General features: G+C 75.3%; 18 protein-coding genes. 13 read left to right on the forward strand and 5 right to left on the reverse strand.

Features of this window, described 5'->3' with window-relative positions:
- Window positions 1–53 precede the first annotated feature (53 nt).
- On the reverse strand, window positions 54–1,376 hold the full coding sequence (locus BLT72_RS16675) for a M20 family metallopeptidase (protein WP_091414208.1): 1,323 nt from the start codon (window positions 1,374–1,376) through the stop codon (window positions 54–56).
- Between the two features lie 193 nt (window positions 1,377–1,569).
- Between BLT72_RS16675 and BLT72_RS22330 the strand changes: the two genes are divergently transcribed.
- The 5 genes from BLT72_RS22330 (at window position 1,570) to BLT72_RS16705 (ending at window position 7,470) form a co-directional block, all read left to right on the forward strand.
- Window positions 1,570–2,952 (forward strand): DegT/DnrJ/EryC1/StrS family aminotransferase, encoded by a 1,383-nt coding sequence (locus BLT72_RS22330; protein ID WP_172826097.1) that lies wholly within the window; start codon window positions 1,570–1,572, stop codon window positions 2,950–2,952.
- A 362-nt stretch (window positions 2,953–3,314) separates the two neighbouring features.
- Window positions 3,315–4,217: a decaprenyl-phosphate phosphoribosyltransferase gene (locus BLT72_RS16690; RefSeq protein WP_091417684.1), complete on the forward strand. Its 903-nt coding sequence runs from the start codon at window positions 3,315–3,317 to the stop codon at window positions 4,215–4,217.
- Window positions 4,214–5,668: a decaprenylphosphoryl-beta-D-ribose oxidase gene (dprE1, locus tag BLT72_RS16695; RefSeq protein ID WP_091414212.1), complete on the forward strand. Its 1,455-nt coding sequence runs from the start codon at window positions 4,214–4,216 to the stop codon at window positions 5,666–5,668. Before BLT72_RS16690 ends, dprE1 begins: the two co-directional genes overlap by 4 nt.
- 44 nt (window positions 5,669–5,712) lie before the next feature.
- A complete protein-coding gene (gene dprE2, locus BLT72_RS16700) occupies window positions 5,713–6,471 on the forward strand; it encodes a decaprenylphospho-beta-D-erythro-pentofuranosid-2-ulose 2-reductase (RefSeq protein WP_091414214.1) in 759 nt (252 codons plus the stop codon).
- 141 nt (window positions 6,472–6,612) lie between these two features.
- The gene (locus BLT72_RS16705; RefSeq protein WP_157720546.1) at window positions 6,613–7,470 is read left to right on the forward strand and encodes a hypothetical protein; all 858 of its coding nucleotides are present in this window, start codon (window positions 6,613–6,615) and stop codon (window positions 7,468–7,470) included.
- 252 nt (window positions 7,471–7,722) lie between these two features.
- Here the strand turns inward: BLT72_RS16705 and BLT72_RS16710 are convergent, their stop codons facing one another.
- Window positions 7,723–8,079, reverse strand: a complete 357-nt coding sequence (locus tag BLT72_RS16710) for a hypothetical protein (RefSeq protein ID WP_091414218.1) — start codon at window positions 8,077–8,079, stop codon at window positions 7,723–7,725.
- 161 nt (window positions 8,080–8,240) lie between these two features.
- On the opposite strand from BLT72_RS16710, the gene BLT72_RS16715 reads away from it, so the two are divergent.
- Window positions 8,241–9,014, forward strand: coding sequence for a hypothetical protein (locus BLT72_RS16715; protein WP_091414220.1), 774 nt, complete (start codon window positions 8,241–8,243; stop codon window positions 9,012–9,014).
- A 121-nt stretch (window positions 9,015–9,135) separates the two neighbouring features.
- On the forward strand, window positions 9,136–9,870 hold the full coding sequence (locus tag BLT72_RS16720; protein ID WP_091414222.1) for a hypothetical protein: 735 nt from the start codon (window positions 9,136–9,138) through the stop codon (window positions 9,868–9,870).
- A 23-nt stretch (window positions 9,871–9,893) separates the two neighbouring features.
- Here BLT72_RS16720 and BLT72_RS16725 read toward each other — a convergent pair whose 3' ends face one another.
- Window positions 9,894–10,457 carry a DinB family protein gene (locus BLT72_RS16725; RefSeq protein ID WP_231930102.1) on the reverse strand — a complete coding sequence of 188 codons (564 nt, stop codon included), beginning with the start codon at window positions 10,455–10,457 and terminating at the stop codon, window positions 9,894–9,896.
- A gap of 51 nt (window positions 10,458–10,508) precedes the next feature.
- Between BLT72_RS16725 and BLT72_RS16730 the strand changes: the two genes are divergently transcribed.
- The 5 genes from BLT72_RS16730 (at window position 10,509) to BLT72_RS16750 (ending at window position 15,598) form a co-directional block, all read left to right on the forward strand.
- On the forward strand, window positions 10,509–11,252 hold the full coding sequence (locus tag BLT72_RS16730; RefSeq protein WP_091414226.1) for a LamB/YcsF family protein: 744 nt from the start codon (window positions 10,509–10,511) through the stop codon (window positions 11,250–11,252).
- Window positions 11,253–11,256: 4 nt separating this feature from the next.
- The gene (locus BLT72_RS16735) at window positions 11,257–11,862 is read left to right on the forward strand and encodes a 5-oxoprolinase subunit B family protein (RefSeq protein ID WP_197677071.1); all 606 of its coding nucleotides are present in this window, start codon (window positions 11,257–11,259) and stop codon (window positions 11,860–11,862) included.
- Window positions 11,859–12,707 (forward strand): 5-oxoprolinase subunit C family protein, encoded by an 849-nt coding sequence (locus BLT72_RS16740; RefSeq protein WP_091414228.1) that lies wholly within the window; start codon window positions 11,859–11,861, stop codon window positions 12,705–12,707. The genes BLT72_RS16735 and BLT72_RS16740 overlap by 4 nt, the downstream gene beginning before the upstream one ends.
- 170 nt (window positions 12,708–12,877) lie before the next feature.
- Window positions 12,878–14,644 (forward strand): acetyl/propionyl/methylcrotonyl-CoA carboxylase subunit alpha, encoded by a 1,767-nt coding sequence (locus BLT72_RS16745; RefSeq protein WP_197677072.1) that lies wholly within the window; start codon window positions 12,878–12,880, stop codon window positions 14,642–14,644.
- 129 nt (window positions 14,645–14,773) lie between these two features.
- Window positions 14,774–15,598 (forward strand): hypothetical protein, encoded by an 825-nt coding sequence (locus tag BLT72_RS16750; RefSeq protein ID WP_091414230.1) that lies wholly within the window; start codon window positions 14,774–14,776, stop codon window positions 15,596–15,598.
- 335 nt (window positions 15,599–15,933) lie between these two features.
- Here the strand turns inward: BLT72_RS16750 and BLT72_RS16755 are convergent, their stop codons facing one another.
- The gene (locus BLT72_RS16755; RefSeq protein ID WP_231930103.1) at window positions 15,934–16,821 is read right to left on the reverse strand and encodes a Sir2 family NAD-dependent protein deacetylase; all 888 of its coding nucleotides are present in this window, start codon (window positions 16,819–16,821) and stop codon (window positions 15,934–15,936) included.
- A 93-nt stretch (window positions 16,822–16,914) separates the two neighbouring features.
- Window positions 16,915–18,321 (reverse strand): NAD(P)H-quinone dehydrogenase, encoded by a 1,407-nt coding sequence (locus BLT72_RS16760; RefSeq protein WP_091414232.1) that lies wholly within the window; start codon window positions 18,319–18,321, stop codon window positions 16,915–16,917.
- A 39-nt stretch (window positions 18,322–18,360) separates the two neighbouring features.
- Here BLT72_RS16760 and BLT72_RS16765 point away from each other — a divergent pair, with 39 nt between their 5' ends.
- Window positions 18,361–18,801, forward strand: coding sequence for a gamma-glutamylcyclotransferase family protein (locus BLT72_RS16765; RefSeq protein ID WP_091414236.1), 441 nt, complete (start codon window positions 18,361–18,363; stop codon window positions 18,799–18,801).
- Window positions 18,802–18,822 lie beyond the last annotated feature (21 nt).

Genomic DNA, 18,822 nt, shown 5'->3' on the forward strand with positions numbered 1-18,822 from the left:
GGCCGGACACCGAGCCTAAGGGGCGCGACGGGCGCGCTCCCCCAGCCCCTCGGTCAGTCGAAGAACGCGGGGACGTCGAGGACGCCCCCGGCGGCGGCGAAGTCGTCGTCGACGGAGCGGCGGAAGTCGGGGTCGGCGAGGTAGTCGGCGGCGACCGCGGCCAGTCCCCGCGCCGCGTCGGCCAGCACGGCGTCCGCCGTCGGGGTGACCGCGGCTGCGGCGAACTCCCGGGTGTGCAGCGAGACGTCGCTGTCGGCGATCTTGACCATGGCGTGCAGCCCGGGCACCCGGTAGGAGACGTTGCCGAAGTCGGTCGAGCCGGCGAAGGTGCTGGGCACCACGTCGGGCGCCACCATGGCGTGACCGAGGTCGCCGTAGCGCCGGTTCCAGGCCGCGGCGAGCGGCCCGTTCGTCCGCAGCGGCAGGTAGGGCGGGGCGTCGTCCCAGCTGAGCTCCACCGCGCAGCCGGTCATCAGGGCCGCCCCCGCGGCGATGTCGGCCAGCCGCCCGCTCAGGATCTTGAGGCTCTGCGGGTACTCGCTGCGCAGGTAGAACAAGATCTCGGCGCGCTCGGGGATGACGTTCGGCCGCTCGCCGCCGTCGGTGACCACCCCGTGCACCCGGTCGTTCGGCGGCATCTGCTGGCGGTGCAGGGCGACGCCGGTGTAGGTGAGGTTGACGGCGTCGAGGGCGTTGCGGCCCATGAACGGCTGCGCCGAGGCGTGGGAGGTGATGCCGGCGAAGGTCGCCCGGAGCTGCCGGCGGCCGAGGAAGACCGACTCCGCCAGGTCGTAGCTCGACGGGTGCACCATCACGGCGGCGTCCACGCCGTCGAGGGCGCCGGCCCGGGCCATGTGCTCCTTCCCGGACCCGCCCTCCTCCGCGGGCGTGCCCAGCCAGACGACCCGGCCGGGCCAGCGGTCGCGGGTCGCCGCCAGGGCCAGGAACGCGCCCAGCCCGGCGGTGGCGATGACGTTGTGGCCGCAGCCGTGCCCGATGCCCGGCAGCGCGTCGTACTCCGACAGCACGGCGACGGTGGGCCCGTCGCCGGACCCGGTCACCTCCGCGGCCAGCGCGGTCTCCAGGCCGTGGGCTCCCCGGGTGACCGGGATGCCACGGCTCTCCACCAGGTCGGCGAGCGCGGCGGCCGAGCGGTGCTCCGCGAAGCCCACCTCCGGGTGCTCGGCCAGGTCGTGGGAGGCCGCGACGAGGGTGGGCGCCAGCTCGTCGACGGCGGCGGCCAGCGCGGCCAGCAGCTCCGCCGGAGCGCCGGCGGCGGTGGAGACCGGCGCCTCGGTGGCCCGCGCCCGGGCCTCGGTCTCGGCGGCGAGCTGACGCAGGATGAACGGGTCGACGGGAGTGGGGGCGTCCGGCATGCGCTGGTCCTTCGGCTGGGTCCCGGCGGGCGAGCCCGGATGGGGCGGTCCCGGCGTGCGGGGTCACGGTAGCGCCGCGGTGCCGGGCGGGGGACCCCGCCCCGGCCCGGGTCTGGCGCCCGTGCCCCGCGCGGGCCATGCTGAGCCTCCGGCGCGGGGCCGCGCCGGGGACGGCGACGGCGGGAGGTCCGTGGTGACGGCGGTGCGCGTGGCGCGCAAGCGGTTGGACGTCGACCTGCCGGCCCTGAGGTACGGCCTCCGGGCCTGCCTGCGGCCGCCCGACCGGGCCGGGACGGAGCGCCGGCTCGCCGCCACCTGGTCGCCGCCGGACGCCGTGGTGGCCTGCCTCTCCGCGCGGAGCGGCCTCGACCTGCTGCTGGCGGCCGTCGACTGGCCGGCGGGCTCGGAGGTGCTGCTGTCGGCGCTCTCGATCCCGCACCTGCCGCTGCTGGTCCGCAGCCACGGCTACGTGCCGGTGGCGGTCGACGTGCACCCCGCGACCCTGCAGCTCGACCCCGACGCGGTCCGCCGGGCGATCACCCCGCGGACCCGCGCGCTGCTGCACGCGCAGCTCCTCGGGGCGTCCGACGACCTGGCCGACGTCGCGGCCGTGGCCGGCCGGCACGGCCTGCTCCTCGTGGAGGACCGCGCCCAGGCCTACGACGGCCGGGACCGCGCCCTGGGCCTGCACGCCGACGTCGTGCTGCACAGCTTCGGGACCATCAAGACGCTCACCTGCTGCGGCGGCGGGGTCCTGCTGGTCCGCGACCCGGTCCTGCGGGCCCGGATGCGGGCGGCGCAGGGGGGCTGGCCCACCCAGCCGACGCGGTCCTACGCCGCCAAGCTCGTCCGCGGGGCCCTCATGCTGGCGCTCGCGCACCCCCGGGTGTACCCGCACTTCGTCCGGCTGGCCGCGAGGGTCGCCGGCGACCACGACGTGCTCGTCCGCCGGCTCAGCCGGGGCTACGCCGACGACGACCTGCTGGGCCAGCTCCGGCACCGGCCCTCGACCGCCCTGCTGGCCCTCCTCGCCCACCGGCTCGAGCACGACGACCCGGTCCGGGTCCAGCGCCGCGCCCGGGCCGGGGAACGGCTGGCGGACGCCCTCGACCCGCACGTCCGCCGCCTCGGCGCGCGGGCCTCCCGCCGGACGCACTGGCTGTTCCCCGTCGTCGCCGACGACCCCGAGGGGCTGGTGCTGGCGGGGCGCGCGGCGGGGTTCGACCTGACCCGCGGTTCGTCGACGCTCGTCGCCCTGGACCCGGCCTGCGCGCGGGCGCAGGCGGCGATGGCCGGGGTCGTCTACCTGCCCGCCTACCCCGAGATGGGCGACGCCGCGCTGGACCGGCTCGCCGCCGTGGTCAACGCCGCGTCCCGGCCGGTCGCCGGCGCGCGCGACCGCGAGGCCGCACGGGAGGAGGCGGCTCAGGCCGGCCGGAGCAGCACGGCGGCCGTGCCGTCGGCGGCGGTGACGCTGCCCGTCCAACCCCGGCCGGCGAAGGTCAGCGTCGGGTCGGAGCCGTCGGCCCCAGCCGTCACCGTGAAGCCGGCGGCGGGGAGCGCCCGCCGCAGGTAGGCCGCCAGCTCGGCCCCCGAGGGCGCGGACAGCACGGCCGTCACGTTGTCGGCCTGGTCGACCGAGGCCACCAGCAGCGCGCTGCGGGGCAGCGAGAAGGCGTCGAGAGGCCCGTGCGTGTAGCCGAAGGCCCGCAGCGGCAGCCCGTCCGCGGGCACGGCGGCCGGAGCGCTGGCGGTGGCCGCCGGGGTGGGCACCGGGACGGGGCCCGGCGCCGCCCCGCAGCCGGCCGCCGCCAGCACGAGGACCAGCGGGGCGATCCACCGACCCGGACCGCCGGGGGCCCTGAGCCTGCGCACGGTGCACCACCCTAGCCGCGGCCGCGACGGTCACCGGCGCTCGGCCGGATAGCCTTGGTCGACGTGACCACCGAGACCCAGCAGCTCGCCCTCCGACCCAGCCGGGTCCCCGCGGCGGTGCGGGCCGTCCGCCCCCGGCAGTGGGTCAAGAACGTGCTGGTCCTCACCGCCCCGCTGGCGGGCGGCCGCATCCTCGAGCCCGCCGTGCTGCGCGGCTGCGTGCTGGCCTTCGTCTCGTTCTGCCTGATCAGCGCGACCGTCTACCTGATCAACGACGTCCGCGACGTCGAGGAGGACCGGCTGCACCCGCGCAAGCGGTTCCGGCCGATCGCGGCGGGCGAGCTGCGCCCGTCGACCGCGCTGCTGCTGGCCGCGGTCACCGGGGTGCTCGGGTTCGCCGTCGGCTTCTGGACCTCCGGGGCGCTGGGCCTGACGCTGGCCGTCTACCTCGTCGTCCAGGTGCTGTACTCGGCGTTCCTCAAGCACCTGCCCGTCGTCGACCTGGCGGTGGTGGCCAGCGGCTTCCTGCTCCGCGCCATCGCGGGCGGGGTGGCCACCGAGACCCTGCTGAGCCAGTGGTTCCTGCTGGTCGCCGCCTTCGGCTCGTTCTTCATGATCGCCGGCAAGCGCTACTCCGAGCTCAAGTCGGTGGGGGCCGACGCCGGCACCCGTCGCAGCCTGACCCGCTACTCGGAGTCCTACCTGCGCTTCGCCTGGATGCTCGCCGCGGTGATGGTGCTGATCTCCTACAGCCTGTGGGCGTTCGAGAACCGGGGGGACGGCGTGCTGGGGCTACCCTGGACGGCCATCTCCATCGCGCCGTTCACCCTCGGCCTCCTGCAGTACGCGCTGGAGGTGGACACCGGGAACGCCGGTGAGCCCGAGGACGTCGTCCTGCACGACCACGTACTACAAGGAATCGGACTGGTGTGGCTCGTGACCATCTCCCTGGCGGTGTTCGGATGAACGACTTCCCCGCGACGGCGGCCGACCCGGACGTGCCCGCGATCCGCCCCTCCCTGCCGGAGTCGCAGCCGGCCATCCCGCAGAAGTTCGTCGAGCTGCACGGCTGGGGCCGGGCCGGCTCGTCGATGTCGCACCTGGCGCAGATCGACTCCCTGGCCGACGCCGTGTCGGCCCTGCGCACCTCGGGCGGGCGGGGCGTCACCCCGCGCGGGCTGGGCCGCAGCTACGGCGACGCGGCCCAGAACGCGGGCGGCGTCACCCTCGACCTCACCAAGCTGGACAAGGTCCTCGCCGTCGACGCCGCCTCCGAGCCGGCGACGGTCACCGTCCAGGCCGGTGTCAGCCTCGACGCGCTGATGCGCACCCTGCTGCCCTTCGGCCTGTGGGTCCCGGTGCTGCCGGGCACCCGGCAGGTCACCATCGGCGGCGCGATCGCCGCCGACGTGCACGGCAAGAACCACCACACCCAGGGCAGCTTCGGCAACCACGTGCTCTCCCTCGACCTGCTGACCGCCGACGGCGAGGTGCGCACGCTGACCCCGACGGGAAGTCCCGGCGTCGACGAGGGCGGCCGGCTGTTCTGGGCCACCATCGGCGGGATGGGGCTGACGGGGGCGATCATCAGCGCCACCGTCGCGGTGCAGCGCACCGAGACCGCCTACTTCAGCGTCGACACCGACCGCTGCAGCGACATCGACGACCTGATGGCCAAGATGACCGACGGCGACGACGCCTACACCTACTCGGTGGCCTGGTTCGACGCCGTCACCCGCGGCAAGCACATGGGCCGCGCCGTGCTGACCCGCGGCGACAAGGCGACGCTCGCCGACCTCGACCCCAAGAAGCGGCGCGACCCGCTGAAGTTCGTCGCGCCGTCCTTCGGCACCATCCCCGAGGTCTTCCCCAACCGGATGGTCAACCGGCTCACCGCGAAGGCGTTCAGCGAGTTCTGGTACCGCAAGGCACCGGCCCACCGGGTGGGCGAGCTGCAGAACATCACGTCCTTCTTCCACCCGCTGGACATCGTCGCGGAGTGGAACCGGGTCTACGGACCGCACGGCTTCCTGCAGTACCAGTTCGTCGTGCCGTTCACCGAGGCCGAGGCGTTCCGCCGCTGCTTCGAGATGATCGTCACCTCCGGCCACCTCTCGTGCCTCAACGTGCTGAAGCGCTTCGGCCCGGGCAACCCGTCGCCGCTGTCCTTCCCGATGCCGGGCTGGACCCTGACCGTCGACCTGCCGATCGAGCACGGCCTCGACAAGCTGTGCGACGCCCTCGACGCCGAGGTCGTCGGCGCCGGCGGCCGGGTCTACCTGGCCAAGGACTCCCGGCTGGGCGCCGACACCTTCCGCGCCATGTACCCCCGGCTGGACGACTTCCTGGCCGTCCGTCGCGAGGTGGACCCCAGCGGGCTGTTCAACTCCGACCTGGCCCGTCGCCTCCACCTCTGACCCCGGCCCCATCCCGGACCGCCCCCACCCCGTACAGGAGCTCGATGATCAACGCCCTCGGCACCCCCCAGTCCCTGCTGCTGCTCGGCGGCACGTCCGACATCGCGCTGGCGGTGGCCCGGCGGTACGCCGGACGCGCCCCCGGCCTGCGGGTGGTGCTGGCGGCCCGGCCGAGCGAGCGGCGGACGGCCGCCGCCGCCGAGCTGGCCGCCCTGGGCTGCCACGTCGAGGAGGTCGACCTCGACGCCCGCGACCACACCTCCCACGCGGCGACGGTCGAGGCGGCCTTCGCGGGCGGGGACGTCGACGTCGCGGTGCTGGCCTTCGGCCTGCTCGGCGACCCCGAGCAGGACTGGACCGACCCGGAGCTGGCGCTCGAGCTGGCCGAGGTCAACTACGCGGCCCCCGTGCACCTCGGCGTGCTGCTGGCCAACCGGATGCGGGCGCAGGCCCACGGCCGGATCGTGGCCCTGTCCAGCGTGGCGGGCGAGCGGGTGCGCCGCTCCAACTTCGTCTACGGCTCCACCAAGGCCGGCTTCGACGGCTTCTTCCTGGGCCTCGGCGAGGCGCTGCGGGAGCACGGCGTGCGCGTGCTGGTGGTCCGTCCGGGCTTCGTGCGGACCAAGATGACGGCCGGGCTGTCGGAGGCCCCGCTCGCGGTGACCGCCGACGACGTCGCCGACGCGGTGGTCGAGGGCGTCCGGGAGCAGCGCGACCTCGTCTGGGTGCCCAGGCCGATGCGCTTCGTGATGAGCGGGCTGCGGCACGTGCCGCGGCCGCTGTTCCGCAAGCTGCCGATCTGACCCAGGACCCCGATCGCTCGGGACTTCCGCCCGGGGACCGGGGGCCGAAGGACTCTGGGGGCGGCAGGTCGACCGGGACGAGGCTGCTCGGTGGCATCCACGGGTCCGGCCCCCGCCGGACCCCGTCCCCTGGAGGAACTCTTGTCCCCACGCATCACCGGGTTGGTCACCGCAGCCCTGTTGACGGCCGCGCCGCTCGCTCTCGGCGCCCTGCCCGCATCGGCCGCGGGCTGCACCAACCCCGAGGTCATCGCGACCTCGGTGGCCCCCCGCAGCATCGTCCTCGCCCCCGGCGGCACCGCCACGTTCGCGGTCCAGGTCTCCGTCCGCGCCAACGGCTGCGTCCTCACCGGCACCGAGGCGCTGCTCACCCTGCCCACCAGGGCGAAGGTCGACCAGCCGCTGACCCTGCTGTCCGACGCTGACGGGATCTCCGTGTTCACCGGCTCCGTCCCGGTCAGCGCCTCGGCCCTCGACGACGCTGCGGCAGGTACCTGGAAGGTCCGGACCAGCACCAGCTGGACCGCTGGGGACGCCCCGGTCGCGACCGAGGTCACGACCGCTCCCGCCCGTGGCGACGACGAGGGCGAGGACGAGGGCGAGGACGACGGCGAGGACGAGCTGGAGAACGAGGCCGTGGAGGGCGAGGGCAAGGTCGCCGTGCTCCGGGCCTCGTCGGTCAGCGCCGAGGCCACGTCGTCGGCCCTGTCGAAGAAGAACAAGATCAAGAAGGGCAAGGCTCTGACCGTCAAGGGCGCGCTCCGCCGGACCAGCTGGGAGACCGGTGCCGAGGCGGGCTACGCGAAGGAGCGGGTGGAGCTGCAGTTCCGGACGCCCGGCGGCCGCTACAAGAAGGTCACCTCCCTGCCCACGCGGGCCGGGGGCACCTTCGCCAAGCCGGTCAAGGCCACCCGGGACGGCTGCTACCGGGTCGTGTTCGGCGGCAGCCGCACGACGGCCCCGGCCACGAGCGCCGGGGACTGCATCGACGTCCGCTGAGGGGTCGGCCCGCCGGCCCAGGCCGGCGGGCCGCTCCGCCCAGGACCACCGGCACGGTTGTCGCGGTCGCCTCGACCGACGCGGACGGGCCTCGAGGCCGCCTCCCGTGAGGCCAGCGTCGTCCGCGCCGGCACCGAGGCTGCCGGTCCGCGCGGATGACTGCGGCACCGCGTCGACCGAGCGCTTCGTGCTGCTCCCGGGTACTCCACCCACGTGGTCCGAGCACCCCGCTCGCCCGGTCGACGGGCCCGCTCAGCGGTGGGGCCGCAGCCGGTCCGTCGGCACCGGCAGCCGGTGCCGCTCGCTGTCCGGGGCGACGAACCCGAAGTCGGCCCGCGCCACCACCACCGACCCGGGGTCGGCCGACATGATCTGCACCCGGTAGCCCTCGCCGTCCCCGCCCTCCCCGCCGTCCAGCCACCACGGGTCGGCCAGCACGGGCAGCCCGCGCCGGAGCAGCAGGGCCTCGGCCTCGTCACCGTCGGTCGGCCCGCTCAGCGGGTGGCCGAACAGGGTCACCGGGGTGCAGCCCTCGCGCCCGGGGACGAGGTAGCCGACCAGCTCGTCGTCGTCGGGCCGGTGCACCGGCGTCCAGTCCTGCGGGATCATGCGCCCATCCCACGCCCCGCCGATGGCCGCGGCCAGCGCTTTTCCGCGCCGGCGGGGCCGTCCGACCCGGGTCGCAAGCCTCTGGCCCGCCCGGTCCGGCGACGCCTACGGTTCCCCCGACCGGTCCTCCCCCCTCCCCGGACCCCGCCGAAGGAACCCCCATGCGTCTCACCCCGCTGCTCACGGCCGCCGTGCTCGTGGCCGCCCCCGTCGCCGTCACGGCCCTGCCCGCCTCGGCCGCCACCTGCAGCACCCCGACCACCACGACCCAGGTCACCCCGCGCACCGTCGTGGTGGACACCACCGGCACCAGCGGCTTCGACGTCGTCGTCGCGGTCGCGCACCACGGCTGCGCCATCGGCCCGGTCCGGGCGGTCGTCACCTCGCCGACGAAGGGCACCGCCACCCTGGACCTCAGCGCCGAGGCCGGCAACGCGACCACCACCTTCTACGTCGGCGGGCTCGACCTCACCGCCGCCGAGCTCGACGACGCCGACGCCGGCACCTGGAAGATCCGGTCCAGCAGCGCCTGGGCCGCCGACGAGGCGGGGCTGAGCGCTCCGGATGCCAAGACCGCCCGGAGCTCGACCACGGCGTCCGTCCTCGCCGACGCCGACCTGACCGCCGACGCCACCTCCTCCGCGCTCAAGAAGGGCCGGATCGCCAAGGGCAGGGCGATGACGGTGAAGGGCACGCTGACCCGCGCGCGCTGGGAGGCCGGCACCTCCACCGGCTACGCCAAGCAGCGCGTCGAGGTGCAGTTCCGCACCCCGAAGGGCACCTACAAGAAGCTCAAGACCGTCACCACCAAGGCCGGTGGCACCTTCGCGGTCGGGGTGAAGGCCACCCAGGACGGCTGCTACCGCGTGCGGTTCGGTGGCAGCCGCACCGTGGCTGCCGTCGCCAGCCCGGGTGAGTGCGTCGACGTGCGCTGAGCCGTCCCTGGATCTGCATGTCCCGGGCGAATCGCCCCCGCCCGGGACGTGTATCAGCGGCCGCCACCAGGACTCCTGGGTCACCGGAGACACCGCCACCCGACCCAGAAGGACCGCCGCCATGCGCTCACCGCTGACCGCTCTCGCCGCCCTGCCGATCCTCGCCGCCCCGCTGCTGGCCCTGCCCAGCGCCTCGGCCGCCACGTGCACGGCCCCCGAGCTCGTCAACGCCACCGTCACCCCCCGCACCGTGGTGCTCGGCACCAGCCAGCCGAAGGGCGTGGAGATCACCGTCGCCGTGCGCGAGCACGGCTGTGCCGTCAGTCACGTCGACACCGACGTCTTCACCGCCACCGACTTCGTCGACACGCTCGCGATGGAGGAGGTCGGCACCTCCGGCGGCGTCACCACCTACGTCGCCGGCGCCCGCATCAACCCCGGCGCCTTCCCCAACAGCGACGCCGGCACCTTCCGGACCAGCGTCTACGTCCGCTGGGGGAAGAAGGTCGTCTCCGACGACGGACCCACGTTCCGGCTGCTGCGGGCCGCCCGGCTGACGGCGAACGCGTCGCCCGAGCCGGTCCGCCGGGGGAAGCCGGTCACCGTCGCCGGCACCCTGACCCGGGCGAACTGGGAGACGCTGCGCTACGCCGGGTACACCGGGCGCGACGTCCGGCTGCAGTTCAAGCCCGCGGGCGGCGCGTGGGCCACCGTGGGGACGGCGACCAGCAGCGGCGGCGGCAAGCTCGCGACCACGGTGGAGGCCGGCCGTGACGGCTGCTTCCGGTACGTGTTCCCGGGCAGCTCCACGACCGCCAAGGCGGTCAGTGCGACCGACTGCGTCGACGTCCGCTAGGACCCGTGTCCGTCGGGGCGGTCTCACTCCAGGAGCGAGGCCGCCCCGTCCTGCTGCCCGGTGACGTCCCAGAGGTGGTGCACGACGTCGTGCAGGAAGTACTGCAGCAAGGTGGCGACGGTGAACTCCGCGCCGTCGGAGCGGCTGCCGGTCCGCTCCAGCTGGGCCGGCCGGAGGGCCCGGACGTGCTCGACGAAGGTCTGCGCGGCCTCCTCCAGCTCACCGGCCACCACCTCGGCGTCGGCCTCGGCGTACCGCTCGAGCACCGCCGTCGCGTCCTGGTCCCAGTTCGCGAAGCGTGGGCCGTCCTCGGCGAGCATCTGCGCGAGGCGGACGTCGAAGACCCGGTACACGTCCCGCACGTGGCCGCCGTACTCCAGCGGCGACCACACGCCCGGCTCGGGTCGGGCCTCGACCGCCGGGTGGGACTGCAGGATCTGCACCCACTCCTCCGCGGCGACGTAGGCCCGCTCGGCGACCGAGGCCGGGTCGACCGCACCGGCCGCCAGCCCGCACTCCTCGCAGCGCCGCGTCAGGGTCCAGGTCCAGTCCTTCTCGTCCGGGATCACCGGGTCCACGTCGGCCACGGCCTCAGGGTAGCGGGGGCGGCCCGGCCCCGGCTCGGTCATGATGACGTCGTGACCGCCTCCCGCGTCGACCTCAACGCCGACCTCGGGGAGTCCTACGGCCGCTGGACCCTCGGCGACGACGACGCCCTGCTGGGCCTCGTGACCAGCGCGAACGTCGCCTGCGGCTTCCACGCCGGCGACCCGCTGACGCTGCGCCGCACCTGCGAGGCCGCCGTCCGGGCCGGGGTGACCATCGGGGCCCAGGTCGGCTACCCGGACCTCGCCGGCTTCGGCCGCCGCTTCCTGGACATGGCCCCCGACGACCTGACCGCGGCGGTGCTCTACCAGCTCGGTGCGCTCGACGGCCTGGCCCGGGTGGCGGGGAGCCGGGTCCGCTACCTCAAGCCGCACGGCGCGCTGTACAACGCGACCGTCGACCACGAGGGCCAGGCGCGCGCCGTCGTCGACGCCGTCCTCGCCTACGACCCCGCCCTGCCCGTGCTGGGGCTGCCCGGCTCGGCCCTGCTCCGGCTGGCCGCCGCGGCGGGCCTGCGGCCGGTGCCCGAGTACTTCCTCGACCGGGCCTACACCGACGACGGCCGGCTGGTCGACCGCCGGCTGCCGGGCGCCGTCCTGCACGACCCCGACGAGGCCGCCGAGCGCGCGGTCGCCGTGGCGCAGGAGGGTCGGCTGGAGTCGCTGTGCACCCACGGCGACTCCCCCGCCGCGGTCGCCATGGCCGCCACCGTGCGCGCCGCCCTGACGTCGGCCGGCGTGCAGCTGGCCGCGTTCGTCGCGCCGGACGGCGGCTGACCCGGTGGCCCGCCGGCTGCTCGACTACGGCGACGAGGCCGTGCTGCTGGAGTGCGCCGACCTCGGCGACGCGCTGGGACTCGCGCCCCTGGTCCGGGCCGCTGTCCCCGAGGTCGGCGAGGTCGTCCCCGGGGCGCGCACGCTGCTGCTCCGGTTGACGGCCCCGCTGCCCGCCGGGGCGCGGGACCTGCTGCTGACCCTGGCGTCGACGGCTCCGCCGCCCGACGCCGCCCGCACCGTCACCCTGCCCGTGGTCTACGACGGCGACGACCTGGCCGAGGTCGGCACGCTGACCGGGCTGGGCGTCGACGGGGTGGTCGCCGCGCACACCGGGCAGACCTGGACCGTCGGCTTCTGCGGCTTCGCGCCGGGGTTCGGCTACCTGGTGGGCGAGGACGAGCGGCTCCGCGTCCCCCGCCGGCCGACGCCGCGGACCCGGGTTCCCGCGGGCGCCGTCGGGCTGGCCGACGCGTTCTCCGGCGTCTACCCGCGCGCCGGACCGGGCGGCTGGCAGCTGCTCGGCCGGACGTCGGCCCGGCTGTGGGACCTCGACGCCGAGCCGCCCGCCCTGCTGCAGCCCGGCACCCGGGTCCGTTTCGAGGCGCGGTGAGCGCCGCGCTGGTGGTCGAGGCGACCGGCCCGGCGGCCCTGCTGCAGGACCTGGGCCGGCCGGGGCTGGCGCACCTCGGCGTCTCCCCCTCCGGGGCGGCGGACCGGGCCGCCCACCGGCTGGCCAACCGGCTGGTGGGCAACGACGAGGGCGCGGCGACGCTCGAGGTCACCCTGGGAGGCCTCGTCGTCCGGGCCACCGCGACGGTGTTCGTGGCCGTCACCGGAGCGCCGACGACGGTGCGGGTCGACGGCGCCCCGACGGCGTCCCACACCACCCTCGTGCTCCGCACCGGCTCGCGGCTGCTCGTCGAGCCGCCGCCCCGCGGGCTGCGCAACCACGTCGCGGTGCGCGGTGGGCTCGCGGTGCCGGCGGTGCTGGGCAGCCGCAGCCGGGACGTGCTGGCCGGGCTGGGGCCAGCCCCGCTGGCCGTCGGCGACGTGCTGCCGGTCGGCACCCCGACCGCTCCCCTGCCCGACGCCGACCGGGCTCCCGCCCCGACGCCGCCGGCCGGCCTCGCCGTCCGGCCGGGGCCGCGCCGCGACTGGTTCGCCGCCGACGCCTGGACGACGCTGCTGGGCACCGTCTGGACCGTCACCGCCGACGTCGACCGCGTCGCCGTCCGGCTGAGTGGCCCGGCGCTGGCCCGCACCGTGACCGCCGAGCTGCCGTCGGAGGGGCTGGTCCGCGGCGCGGTCCAGGTGCCGGCGTCGGGGCAGCCGCTGCTGTTCGGGCCCGACCACCCCGTCACCGGCGGCTACCCGGTGCTGGCGGTGCTCACCTCGTCGGCCGCGGACGCGGCGGCCCAGCTGCGCCCGGGCGACCCGGTCCGCTTCGTGGGCTGACCGCCCGCGCTCGTCGCCCCCGGCCCGGTCTCGCTCCCCCGGTCGTCGCACCTGGGGAGGGGGCGGAGGTCATGTCCTAGACTCCTCGGGCCCGGTCGCAGGTGGTCCCTGCCGCGACCAGCTGCCGGCCGCGTCCCGCTCGACCGGTCGATGACGTCCGAGGAGGATCCGTGGGAATTCGCAAGGTGCTGATCGCCAACCGGGGCGAGATCGCCGTCCGCGTCATCCGGGCCGCGCAGGACGCCGGCCTGGGCAGCGTGGCCGTCTACGCCGACGCGGACCGGGACAGCCTCTTCGCCTCCCTCGCCGACGAGGCCCACGCCCTCGGCGGGGCCACCCCCGCCGAGACCTACCTCGACGTGGCCAAGATCCTCGACGTCGCCGCCCGCAGCGGCGCCGACGCCGTCCACCCCGGCTACGGCTTCCTCGCCGAGAACGCCGACTTCGCGCGGGCCGTCCTCGACGCGGGTCTGGTCTGGATCGGCCCGCCCCCCGCCGCGATCGAGGACCTTGGCGACAAGGTCCGCGCCCGGCACATCGCCCAGCGGGTGGGCGCCCCCCTGGTGCCCGGCACGGCCGACCCGGTCGCCGACGCGTCGGAGGTCGTGGCCTTCGCCGAGCAGCACGGCCTGCCGATCGCCATCAAGGCGGCCTTCGGCGGCGGTGGGCGGGGGCTCAAGGTGGCCCGCGAGATGGCGGAGATCCCCGAGCTGTTCGAGTCCGCGACGCGGGAGGCCGTCACCGCCTTCGGCCGCGGCGAGTGCTTCGTGGAGCGCTACCTCGACCGGCCGCGGCACGTGGAGACCCAGTGCCTGGCCGACACCCACGGCAACGTCGTCGTCGTCTCCACCCGGGACTGCTCGCTGCAGCGCCGGCACCAGAAGCTCGTCGAGGAGGCGCCCGCGCCGTTCCTGACCGACGACCAGCGCGAGCGGCTCTACACCGCCTCGAAGGCGATCCTCCGCGAGGCCGGCTACGTCGGCGCCGGCACGTGCGAGTTCCTCGTCGGCCAGGACGGCACCATCTCCTTCCTCGAGGTCAACACCCGGCTGCAGGTCGAGCACCCGGTCTCCGAGGAGGTCACCGGCCTGGACCTGGTCCGGGAGATGTTCCGGGTGGCCGACGGCGAGGCGCTCGGCTACGACGACCCCGAGATCCGCGGGCACTCCATCGAGTTCCGCATCAACGCCGAGGACGCCGGCCGCAACTTCATGCCGGCGCCCGGGACGCTGACCGCCTGGCGCCCCCCGTCGGGCCCGGGCGTCCGCGTGGACGAGGGCTACCTGGCCGGGATGACCGTGCCCGGCGCGTTCGACTCGCTGGTCGCCAAGGTCGTCGTGACCGGTCGGGACCGCGCCGAGGCCCTGGCCCGCTCGCGCCGGGCGCTGGCCGAGCTGGTCGTCGAGGGGATGCCCACCGTCGTCCCGTTCCACCGCGCCGTGATCGACGACCCCGCCTTCACCGCCGTGGACGGCACCTTCGGCGTGCACACCCGCTGGATCGAGACCGAGTTCGCCGGCGGCATCGAGCCCTGGGCGGGGACGCCCGGCACCGACGAGCCGGCGGAGCGCTCCTCCGTCGTCGTCGAGGTCAACGGCAAGCGGGTGGAGGTCGTGCTGCCGGCGGGTCTGGGCGCCGGCGTCGCGGCAGCCCCCGCGAAGGGCACCCGGAAGCCGGCCCGGCGGGGTGGCGGCGCGGGGGCGTCGAAGGCGCCGTCGGGCAACGCGCTGACGTCGCCGATGCAGGGCACGATCGTGAAGGTCGCCGTGGCCGACGGCGACACCGTGGCGGCCGGGGACCTCGTCGTCGTGCTCGAGGCCATGAAGATGGAGCAGCCGCTGACCGCGCACCGCAGCGGCGTCGTGACCGGGCTGGCGGCGGAGGTGGGCGCGACCGTGACGAGCGGCTCCACCCTCTGCGACATCGTCGACGCCTGAGGCGGGCCCCCAGCGGCCCGGGCCACGGGGGCGCGCGGGGTCGCGAAGGCCAGGGGGATGCCTTGAAAACTGGGTAAGAACCCTCGCCCCGTGGTGAGGGCTGAGGGCCCGCGGGGCACACTGGAATCCGTGGGTGACTTCCTGGTGCTGATCGTCATCGTCCTCCTGGTCGTGGGCGGGGCGTCGCTGTACCGTCGGCGCGCCATCGCCCAGCGGGAGTCCCAGAAGCGTGCCGAGCTGGAGACCCAGCTGTCGACGTCGAAGCGGGCCGCCGACGAGGACGTGACCAAGTTCGGCGAGGAGCTCCAGCGCCTGGACGTCGACGTCGCGGGCCACCCGTTGGACGAGGCGATGCAGCAGGACTACCAGCGAGCGCTGGACGCCTACGAGGACTCCAAGAGCTCGCTCGACGCGGTGCAGAGGCCCGACGAGATCAAGCACGTCACCGAGATCCTCGAGGACGGCCGCTACGCGGTCGCCTGCGTCAAGGCCCGGGTCGCCGGCCGCCCGCTGCCGGCCAAGCGCCCGCCGTGCTTCTTCAACCCCGCCCACGGACCCTCCTCCCAGGACGTCCAGTGGGCCCCGCCCGGCGGTGCGCTGCGGGCGATCCCGGCCTGCCCGGCCGACGCCGAGCGCGTCCTCGCCGGCGCCGACCCCTACATCCGCACCGTCCAGGTCGGCGCCCAGCGGGTGCCCTACTGGGAGGGCGGCCAGGCCTACGCCCCCTGGGCCCAGGGCTACTACAGCCGGTGGAGCGGCAGCGACATGCTCTCCGGCATGCTGATCGGCAGCTTTCTCTTCGGCGGCATGGGCAACGTCTTCGGCGGTGTCGGCGAGGGCCTCGGTGGCCTCGGGGAGGGCCTGGAAGGTCTCGGCGACGGCATCGGCGAAGGCTTCGAGGGCATCGGTGACGGCATCGGCGAGATGTTCGGCGGCCTCTTCGGCGGCGACTGACCGTCGCGCCCCCGCGGCGCGACCCGTCGCACCACCCGCGGCGCGACCCGTCGCACCGCCCGCGGCGCTACCCCGTCGCACCACCCCGCGGCGCTACCCCGTCGCACCACCCCGCGGCGGCCAGCGCCGGTCGGCGCGGTCCGGCGCGGGCGGACGTCCGGGGCCCCGTCCGTCCCCCACTTCACACCCCTGCGGTGCACGTCACACCCCGTGCAACGGGTGTGAAGTCGTCGCCAGGGGTGTGAAGTGGGGGACCCACCGGGGCCCGGGGGTTCCGGCCGGGCCGGTGAGCCAGCCGGCCAGCCACACGGCCGGGGTGCGAGACCCAGCAGCGGTCAGCGCCAGCAGAGCCGGCTGACCAGGCCGGTCAGCGTCTCGGAGCAGCCGCGCTCGAGCTTGAGGGTCGCCAGGTCGTCGCCGCGGGTCGTGCCCCGGTTGACGACCACCGTCGGCCGGCCCGCCTTCGTCTGGTGCCGCACGAAGCGCAGGCCCGACATCACGGTCAGGGACGAGCCCAGCACCACCAGCACCTCGGCCCGGTCGACCAGCGCGTAGGCCTGCTCGACGCGCGGCCTGGGCACCGACTCCCCGAAGAACACCACGTCCGGCTTGAGCCGGCCACCGCACCCGGCGCAGCCGGCCAGCACGAAACCGCTCCAGTCCTCGACGACGGCGTCGCCGTCGGGCCGCATCTCCGCATGGACCGGGGGGGCCTGGGGGCGCCGTCCCCCCGTGGAGGGCCCGGCGCGCTCCAGCACCGGCGGCTCGTCCAGGTGCGGGTTGAGCGCGGCCAGCCGCTGCTGCAGCTCCGGACGGGAGCTGACGTGGCCGCAGTCGAGGCAGACGACGTCGGCGATCCGGCCGTGCAGGTCGATGACCTCCCGGCTGCCGGCGGCCGCGTGCAGGCCGTCGACGTTCTGCGTCAGCACGCCCTGCAGCCCGGCGTCCTCGAGCTCGACGAGGGCGAGGTGCCCGGCGTTCGGCGCCGCCTCGCCGATCCGGCGGAAGCCCAGGTAGGAGCGGGCCCAGTAGCGGCGCCGCGCCTCCTCCGAGCCGACGAACTCCTGGAACTGCATCGGGGTGGCGCGGACCGACGTCGGCCCCCGGTAGTCGGGGATCCCGGAGTCCGTGCTCATCCCGGCGCCCGTCAGGGCGACCCAGCGCCGACCCCGCAGCAGGTCGGCCACCGCCGCGGCGGCGTCGACGTCCGGCAGCACGCTCACGGATGCGAAGGTACCCAGCCGGGGCAACCGGACCGGCGTCCGCGAGCCCGTCGTGAGCCCGTCGACGGCTCGGGGCGCCGTGCCGGGCGGGGGTCAGCTGATGATCGAGCGGGTGCCGTGCAGCCGGCGGGCGGCCTCGGCCAGCGACCCGGTCATCGAGGGGTAGACGGTGAAGGACTGCGAGACCTGGTCCACCGTCAGCCGCTCGGCGACGGCGATGGCCACCGGGTAGATGAGTTCGCTGGCCCGCGGGGCGACGACGACGCCCCCGATGACGATGCCGGTCACGCTGCGGCAGAAGAGCTTGACGAACCCGTCGCGGCTGCCCTGCATCTTCGCCCGCGGGTTGCCCCGCAGCGGCAGCGTCACGCACCGGGCCATCACCTCGCCGGAGTCGACCTGGGTCTGGCTGACCCCGACGGTGGCGATCTCCGGGGCCGTGAAGACGTTGGACGACACGGTCTTGAGGTCCAGCGGCGAGACGGCGTCGCCGAGGGAGTGCCACATGGCGATCCGGCCCTGCATGGCCGCGACCGAGGCGAGGGGGAACACCCCGGTGCAGTCCCCGGCGGCGTAGACGCTGCGCGCCGAGGTGCGCGAGACCCGGTCGACGGTGACGAACCCGGCGTCGCTGACGTCGACCCCGGCTTCCTGCAGGCCCAGGTCAGCGGTGTTGGGGATCGAGCCGACGGCCACCAGGCAGTGCGACCCGACCACCTCGCGGCCGTCGCTGAGGGTGACCGTGACGGAGTCGCCGTCGCGGGTCACCGTCTCGGCGCGGGAGCGCTGCAGGACGGTCAGGCCGCGGCGGGCGAAGACGTCCTCGAGCACCTGGGCGGCGTCGGCGTCCTCGCCGGGCAGCACCCGGTCGCGGGAGGAGATCAGCACGACCTCCGAGCCCAGGGCGTCGTACGCGCTGGCGAACTCCGCGCCCGTCACGCCGGAGCCGACGACGATGAGCCGCTCCGGCAGCTCGGTGAGGTTGTAGAGCTGGGTCCAGTTGAGGATCCGCTCGCCGTCCGGCCGGGCCGAGGCGAGCTGCCGCGGCCGGGCCCCGGTGGCCAGCAGGACCACGTCGGCGTCGAAGCTGCGCTCGCCGTCGGCGGTCTGGGCGATGACCCGGTCGGGCCCGTCCAGCCGGCCGCGGCCGATGACCAGCTCGACGTTCTCGCGCTGGATCCGCTCGCAGATGTCCTCGGACTGCTTGCGCGCCAGCTCGAGCACCCGGTGGTTCAGCGCCGCCAGGTCGACGCTGACCACGGCGTCGGCCTGCCCGGTCTCGCCGTCGCCGAAGCGCAGCCCCAGCTCGGCGGACTCCCGGACCTCCGTCATCACCTCGGCGGTGGCGATCAACGTCTTCGACGGCACGCAGTCGGTCAGCACGGCCGAGCCGCCCAGCCCGTCGGTGTCGACCAGGGTGACGTCGCCGCCCAGCTGGCTGCCCACGAGGGCGGCCTCGTACCCACCAGGTCCACCACCGACGATCACCACGCGAGTCACCTGCCCAGTGTTCCAGATGCTGCCGATAGCCTCCTGCTCGTGCTCTACGCCGCCTACGGAAGCAACCTGGACCCCGCCCAGATGGCCGAGCGCTGCCCGCACTCCCCCTTGCGGGGCACCGGCTGGCTGCAGGGTTGGCGGATCACCTTCGGCGGGGAGGGCTGGGACGGGCCCCTGCCGACGGTCGTCGAGGAGCCCGGGGAGCACGTCTTCGTCGGGCTCTACGACGTCACGGCGCCCGACGAGCAGGCCCTCGACATCTGGGAGAGCGCCAACTCCGGGCTGTACGAGAAGGTGCGCGTCCGCGTCGACACCCTGGAGGGCGAGCTCTCCACCTGGATCTACGTGCTGCACGACTTCGAGGGCGGGCTGCCCAGCGCCCGCACCCTGGGGCTGCTCGCCGACGCCGCCGAGGCCGCGGGCGCCCCGAAGGACTACCTCACCGAGCTCCGCGGCCGGCCCTGCACCAGCGGCTGGTGACGGCGGCCCCAGCCCCTGCCG

Origin of the sequence: Friedmanniella luteola (genome assembly GCF_900105065.1) — a bacterium.
GTDB classification, from domain to species: Bacteria; Actinomycetota; Actinomycetes; order Propionibacteriales; family Propionibacteriaceae; genus Microlunatus; species Microlunatus luteolus.